This is a genomic window from Rhodococcus sp. Chr-9 (assembly GCF_000801125.1).
GTDB lineage: Bacteria > Actinomycetota > Actinomycetes > Mycobacteriales > Mycobacteriaceae > Rhodococcus > Rhodococcus pyridinivorans.
In genome coordinates, this window is sequence record NZ_JTIZ01000076.1 from 344,442 (window position 1) to 350,930 (window position 6,489).

Consider the following 6,489-nt stretch of genomic DNA (forward strand, 5'->3'; position numbering starts at 1 on the left):
GTCAGGGGCGCCGCGCACTACGGGACGACCATCACGGGCCAGGTCACCGTGTGCAGCAGCGCCCATGTGGTGGATCCCAGCATCAGGTTCGGGAACCCGCCTCGACCACGACGGCCGAGAACGAGCAACTGCGCATCGGCAGCGTGCGATGCCAGATAGTGGGAGGGCTGGTCCAGCACCACCACCGGGTGCACCCGCACGTCGGGGAACTCCTCGCCGTGCCCGGCGAGACTCTCGGACAACAGTGCCCGCTCCTTGTTCTCCACGCTGTCCCACTCGATCCGGAATCGGAACGGACCGCGCACATCGAGGTCGGACCACGCGTGGGCTGCCACCACGTCGGTGCCGCGCAGCGAGGCCTCCTCGAACGCGGCGGACACCGCGCACACTGTGCTCCGAACCGTCGACGCCGACGACCACCGGACGCGTGACCACCGCTCGGCTGACCGAACCGAATCGCTCCCAGCCGAACCGGTTGTCCCCGGCCCCGACCACGACCATCGACGCCGACTTCGATGGGTCCACCAGTTCGAGCGACGGAGAATCGGTGCACAGCGGGTCTCGATGTCGAGCTCATCCTCGGGCACCGCGCGGCGCGCGTATTCGGCGGCATCGAGGAGCATGTCGCGTCCCTCGGATCCCTCCTGCTCGAAGAATCCGGCGGGCATGCCGATCGGGACACCGAACGTGTTGCGGACCGACACGATGGTGACCAGCGACAACGGGAGCCGGCACCGTTCCGCCTCGCGAGCTGCCCAGACCACGGCCTGCAGGGACGCTCTCGATCCGTCCACTCCGGCGACGATGGGGTGGTGTGCTGTCATCACGATCACCTCGGTGCCTGTCCGAGCTGCGGGCACGGCCGTTTCGGGCCCTGCTTTTTCCGGGATCCTGCGGTTTCGGGACCCTGCCAGCACACGCTCGGACCGGTCGGTCGCACAAGAGTCGACGGTCCCGACCTGCCCGCAGGAAGTGACCGAAGACCCTCACGTGCCGTGCACGCCGCTTCTCACACTGGAGACTGCATCCGGCGCAATCACCCACTGCCGAAAGGCCCCGCCATGTCCGTCCTGATCGGCTACGCGACCGCTCGAGGGTCGACGCGGGGAATCGCCGAGCGCATCGCTGCGGGACTGGAAAGCCGCGGTGCCGTGGAACTGCGCGCGCTCGGCGATGTCGCGTCGGTACGAACGTACGAGGCGCTGATCGTCGGAAGTGCGATCCACAACGGGCAGTGGCTCCCCGAGGCTTCCGATGCGATCTATCGGCTGGGCACCGAATCGGAAGGGCGACCGGTGTGGGCGTTCTCCGTCTCGTCGATCGGAGCGACCAGCACGATTCTCTCGCCCCGGGTGGCGGCATATCTGCGACGGGTCACGCCGGAACCTCGGGCGGTGCAGAACCTCCGTTCGATCACCGATGTGCGTGATCACCGTTTCTTCGCCGGTGCCATCGCTTCGGACGACTGGACCGGAATCGGGCGGATCGTCTTCCGGCTGATGGGCGGACACTACGGCGATGCCCGGGACTGGGTCGACGTCGACGCGTGGACGGAGAGGATCCGGGAAGGCCTCATCGATATACCGCGTGATCAGGGCTGACCGGTGCCGGTCGGGCCGGCCGGGGGAGTGACGGAGACCTAGCCATTTCACCAGCCACAGCCACCGCGACAACGGTTCGTCGAGATCGCCGCGCAGATGCACCGGATAGGGCACCGCCGCCGGGTGCGAAGGTGCGGTGACCGGAGTGGCGCCGGTAGCGGGAGCGGACACCGGACCGGGCGGCGGAGGCCCGTGCCGACCGAGTCCGACCGCGCCGGCGAGCAGCAGAGGGACACCGACGGCGAGAAGAACCAGACCGAGGATCAGCAGGGCGAGCACGCCCGGTCCGAGCAGGTCGATGTGGATCCCGGCGCGCACGTCCACGCCGATCCCTGCGGATGCGTCGGCGTTCATCACCACCACGGTCCATGTGCCGTCGCGCAGATCCCATTCCACTTGCTGGGTGCCGGTCCCTTCCGCCGATGCGACCCAGAACTGTTGCGCGTAAGGAGCAGCCGGGGTGTCGCCCCCGGGAACGTCACGGTAGGTGACCTCGAACGGCTCGAACCGCGGATCGGTCACGACGGTGTGGGCGACCCCTGAGAGATAGGCCTCGACCTCCCCGACGGGAGCGATCCCGACGAACACCGCCGATGCGGGATCGAGTGCGGTGGCCTGCACCAGAAGCCGGCCGATGTCCTCACTGCGCAGACCCGTGGGGCTCTGATCGTCGGTGACGAGGTCGAGACGTTCGGAGACCAACGCGTGCGTCTGCGTCCGGAGGGTCCCCTCGGGACCGGTGATGAAACCGTCGGCGCGCTGGACGACGAAGAACCACCCCAGAATGAGCGCTCCGACCGCGGCAGCGCCTCCGAGGAGCACGAGGAGAATACCGACGACCAGCATGACCACTTTGCCGACGTTCATCGATCCGTCCTCCGCGCACCGTGACGATCACCAAGTCGCTACGGGAGGGTGTTCGTAGAACGATTGTGGCAGCTCGATCGGTCTTTCTCGGCGTCAATCGAGCATTGCGGGGTATCGAGAACTTCCTCGGCCGATCGAGCGATCAGCGAAGGCCGAAGGACGGACTCTCCTCGCGCCGCCGCGCGACGATGTCGTCGAACGCGTCGATCAGCCCCTCGGGATACCAGCGGGGATTCGTGTCGGCGGTGGTGGCGACGAGCAGCAACTGGTGTTCGCGTGCGTCCACGGCTACCCGGGCGAGCCGGGTGCGCCCCTCGTCGTCGAGCGCCGCGACCGTCGCGGCGAGATCGGCGACGAGCAACACGCGCGGGGGGTCGACGACCGGCGAATCGAGTTCGGCGACCACGTCGGTGATCTGATCGGTGGTGGTGGCCCAGCAACACGGCCCCGTGGGGAGCGAGGCGGAGCCACCGAGCCAGCGATGACGACGGTGCGGATCGATGACCACCAGGTCGTGGGTGCCGCCGGTCAGTGTCGTCATCGCGATCAGGTCGAGCGACACGCTGGGCGACGAGCGGCGCTCGTCGCGTCGGATCAGCAGGTGCCGTCCGGCGGACAGATCCCACGAGACGGGCGTGCCGTCGTTGTCGCGCCCGAACGGGATCGTCGTCCGGCACGCGATCACCCGGGAGCCCGGTCTGCGAGCGGGGCGCACCGGGACAGACGATCGACACGGTCGACGAGTGGGCGGAGTGGCGGGCATCGACATGGTGGATCCGTTTCGTGTCGCTGGTTCCGGAGCGATCCTCGGACGACCGAACTGTAGAGGCGGGCACCGACAGGAACGGCCGCGTGCAGGTCGCGGCCGTCACTGCTCGTCCGCTTCGGGGTAACCGCCCGATTGCGACAGCCCTCGCCGTAGCCGCCCTCACCGCCCTCGGCGGTCACATCGCCTCCGCAGTGCCCGTGCCGATCGTGGACGACACCGGCGCGATCGCTGCTCCGAGCAGTACCCAGATCTCGTTCGCGCACACCCCGACCGGTCTGCGCGCCGGCACTGCGAACGAGCACGAGTCCCGCGCCGACGTGTCGATCGTCAAGATGTATCCGGCCGAGTACGTTTTCACCTACGTCGATCCTGCGGATCACGCCGACGCGACGGAGATGATCCGGTCGTCGAACGACGCGATCGCGGACCGCCTGCACGCGGAATACCCCCAGGCGATCTCGTCGACCGTGGCGGAGTTCGGGCTCACCGACACCCACGTGCCCGGCTACTGGGGTGTGGGCACCACGTCGACGCACGACATGGTCACCTATCTCGAGACGAAGAATCGCACCGACCCCGGTTCGCCGGTGCTCGCCGCGATGGCCACGGCCTACGACACCGCGGTCGACGGATATCCGCAGGACTACGGCACGGCGCTGATCGCCGGAGTGATCGGCACGAAGCGGGGTTGGAGCGACGACCGCTCGTTCCACGCCTCCGCCTCGTTCGGTCCCGATTTCTCGGTCGCGGCGTCGACCTACGGATCGGCAGGGACGCTCTCGGAGCACGTCCTCGGCGCGTTCACCGAAAGGGTCCCACCCGGACCGGAGACCGGTCCTTCTCTGCAGGATTGCCCGCCGCTGTGCCGGCTCGCCGGCGATCCGCTTCTCGGGCCGCCCGCGCAGGATCTACTCGACGGGTTGCCGCCGGTCGTCACCGATCCGATCTGCGGCTGATCCCGGTAGGCATCAGATGCGGCGCATAACGGACACGACGGTGCCCAGCACCACCGCCTCGTCGCCGTCGAGGACGGGATAGGCGGAATTCCGGGGTTCGAGGTGGACGTGGCCGCCTCGGCGCCGGTACACCTTGACCGTCGCCTCGCCGTCGATCATCGCCGCGACGATCTGACCGGAGTGGGCCTCGTGCTGCCGCCGAACCACCACTGTGTCGCCGTCGCAGATCGCCGCGCCGACCATCGAGTCGCCTCGCACGCGAAGCGCGAAGACCGTGCCGGAGCCGACCAGACCGCGGGGGAGGGTGAGCAGGTCGTCGGTGTGCTCCTCGGCGAGAATCGGTGCGCCCGCGGCGATGTCGCCGACGACCGGCACGGTCACGGTGTCGTCGGATGCGCGTTCACCGCCGGACGAGCCGAGGAAGGGGCGCACGTCGAGCTGGCGCGCCACAGCGGTGCCGCGGCGGAGGAAACCCTTGTCCGCGAGGCTCTTCAGATGCTTCGAGACCGTCGACGTCGACCGCAGACCCACCGAATCGGCGATCTGCCGGGTGCTCGGCGACGATCCCTGCGCAACGATCCAGTCGCGGATCGCGGCCAGGATCTGCTGCTGGCGCAGCGGCAGGGACGCGGGGTCGAGGCCCCCGAACATGTCGAACTCGTCGAAACCGGTCACCCGGAGAATCGTAGCTACGCGGTCTCCGCCAGGTCCGGGGGAGTACCTGCGGAGGAGCTCTGCCCGTTTTGCAGCTGTTCCATGGCCCGTCGCTCCCGCAGCGCCCGGATGAGCTGCCGCTCCTGCAACTCCGCCGGATCGGCGGACAGGCCGGGAATCGAGAATCCGACCAGGGCACCTGCCAGCAGCGCGAGCGCCACCCGCGCCGAGTCGCCCTCCCGGATGCCCAGGACGAGTTCCACGAACACGAGCGCTCCGACGGCGACGAACACCACTGCGATCAGGGCCAGGATCCGGCGGATCCTGGGCTTCGGACGCGATCCCGGCGCCAACGGCATCGACTGGGCCGCGAGCTGCCACAACCGGGCATCGACGCTCTCCCGCAGGGGGCGCTTCCGGAACTCGTCGCCGAGTCCGTTGTAGATGGCCAGATCGGCTGCGATCCGGGTCCGGAGGTTTCGACGGGACAGCTCGCGCGACAGACGTGCGGCCGCCCACGACACCACCCCGGTGACGAGTGCAACGACGACGGGAACCCAGATACTCACGCCGGAACATTACGACAGCGGAGCCGGAATCGGCGGGATGCGGAAGGCGTGCTCCGGCCGGGGTAAGTCCCCTGGGGTGGTGTGAAACCGGGCTCCCGAATCGGGACCGTGTCGGTCCTGAACGTAGAAGGGCCACCGCGTGAAGCTGTGTGGGTAACGACCAAGAAACTCACACGAGAAAGACACCGCGATGGCCCTGGACCAGTCTGCCCTACTCGAGCTCACCGAGTCGCTACGCACCGCCGACGGCGGCGACATCATGCGCACCCTGCTCGCCACGATTCTGCAAGCGTTGGTCGACGCCGAGGCGACCGCCCATATCGGTGCCGGACGCTACGAACGGACCGACACCCGCACCACCAGCAGAAACGGTACCCGCGACAAGACTGTCTCGACCACCAGCGGCGACGTGACGGTGAAGATTCCCACGCTTCGGCACGGCTCGTTCTTCCCGTCGCTGCTGCACCCACGCCGTCGCATCGACCAGGCCCTGCATGCGGTGATCATGGAGGCCTACGTGCACGGCGTCTCGACCCGCAAAGTCGACGACCTGGTCGTCGCACTGGGTGCCGACACCGGAATCTCCAAGTCCGAGGTATCACGGATCTGCGGGGACCTGGACGACGAGGTCCGCTCGTTCAACACTCGTGAACTCGATGTCCACGCCTACCCGTACGTGTTTCTCGATGCCACCTACTGCAAGGCCCGCGTCGGTGGGGACAACCGCGGCAAGGGCGCGAAGGTCGTGTCCCAAGCGGTGGTCATCGCCACCGGTGTCGCCGCCGACGGCCGGCGGGAGGTCCTCGGCTGCGCGGTCGGCGACAGCGAGACCGAGGTGTTCTGGGCCGAGTTCCTGCGGAGCCTGCGCGAACGTGGTCTGTACGGGGTGCAGTTGGTGATCTCCGACCACCACCGCGGTCTGATGAACGCGATCGACAAGGTGTTGGTGGGGGCGGCGTGGCAGCGGTGCCGGGTGCATTTCCTGCGCAACGTCGCCGCCCGGATCCCCAAAGGCCAGTTCGAGATGGGAGCTTGACCCCTGATCTTGGACACGTGGAATCCAGCACACTGCT

The 6,489-nt window shown here is 68.1% G+C and carries 6 protein-coding genes and 2 pseudogenes; 4 read left to right on the forward strand and 4 right to left on the reverse strand.

Annotated features, from left to right (window positions below; genetic code table 11):
• Positions 1 to 17 precede the first annotated feature (17 nt).
• Positions 18 to 824: pseudogene (locus tag QR64_RS11585) on the reverse strand (universal stress protein).
• Positions 825 to 1,061: 237 nt separating this feature from the next.
• On the opposite strand from QR64_RS11585, the gene QR64_RS25825 reads away from it, so the two are divergent.
• Together QR64_RS25825 and QR64_RS27320 are read left to right on the forward strand one after the other, a co-directional pair.
• On the forward strand, positions 1,062 to 1,601 hold the full coding sequence (locus QR64_RS25825; RefSeq protein WP_084222324.1) for a flavodoxin domain-containing protein: 540 nt from the start codon (positions 1,062 to 1,064) through the stop codon (positions 1,599 to 1,601).
• Positions 1,602 to 1,793: 192 nt separating this feature from the next.
• Positions 1,794 to 2,144 (forward strand): hypothetical protein, encoded by a 351-nt coding sequence (locus QR64_RS27320; protein WP_200886495.1) that lies wholly within the window; start codon positions 1,794 to 1,796, stop codon positions 2,142 to 2,144.
• 466 nt (positions 2,145 to 2,610) lie between these two features.
• Here the strand turns inward: QR64_RS27320 and QR64_RS11595 are convergent, their stop codons facing one another.
• Entirely contained in the window at positions 2,611 to 3,183 is a 573-nt protein-coding gene (locus QR64_RS11595) for a hypothetical protein (protein ID WP_039585230.1), read from the reverse strand.
• Between the two features lie 137 nt (positions 3,184 to 3,320).
• On the opposite strand from QR64_RS11595, the gene QR64_RS11600 reads away from it, so the two are divergent.
• On the forward strand, positions 3,321 to 4,193 hold the full coding sequence (locus tag QR64_RS11600; protein WP_052227283.1) for a hypothetical protein: 873 nt from the start codon (positions 3,321 to 3,323) through the stop codon (positions 4,191 to 4,193).
• Positions 4,194 to 4,205: 12 nt separating this feature from the next.
• Here QR64_RS11600 and lexA read toward each other — a convergent pair whose 3' ends face one another.
• Together lexA and QR64_RS11610 are read right to left on the reverse strand one after the other, a co-directional pair.
• The gene (gene lexA, locus QR64_RS11605; protein WP_039585231.1) at positions 4,206 to 4,868 is read right to left on the reverse strand and encodes a transcriptional repressor LexA; all 663 of its coding nucleotides are present in this window, start codon (positions 4,866 to 4,868) and stop codon (positions 4,206 to 4,208) included.
• Positions 4,869 to 4,882: 14 nt separating this feature from the next.
• Complete coding sequence (locus QR64_RS11610; protein ID WP_019289675.1) at positions 4,883 to 5,416, reverse strand: hypothetical protein; 534 nt, start codon at positions 5,414 to 5,416, stop codon at positions 4,883 to 4,885.
• A gap of 190 nt (positions 5,417 to 5,606) precedes the next feature.
• Between QR64_RS11610 and QR64_RS11615 the strand changes: the two are divergent.
• A pseudogene (locus QR64_RS11615) lies at positions 5,607 to 6,422 on the forward strand (IS256 family transposase); the annotation flags it as partial.
• Between the last annotated feature and the right edge of the window lie 67 nt (positions 6,423 to 6,489).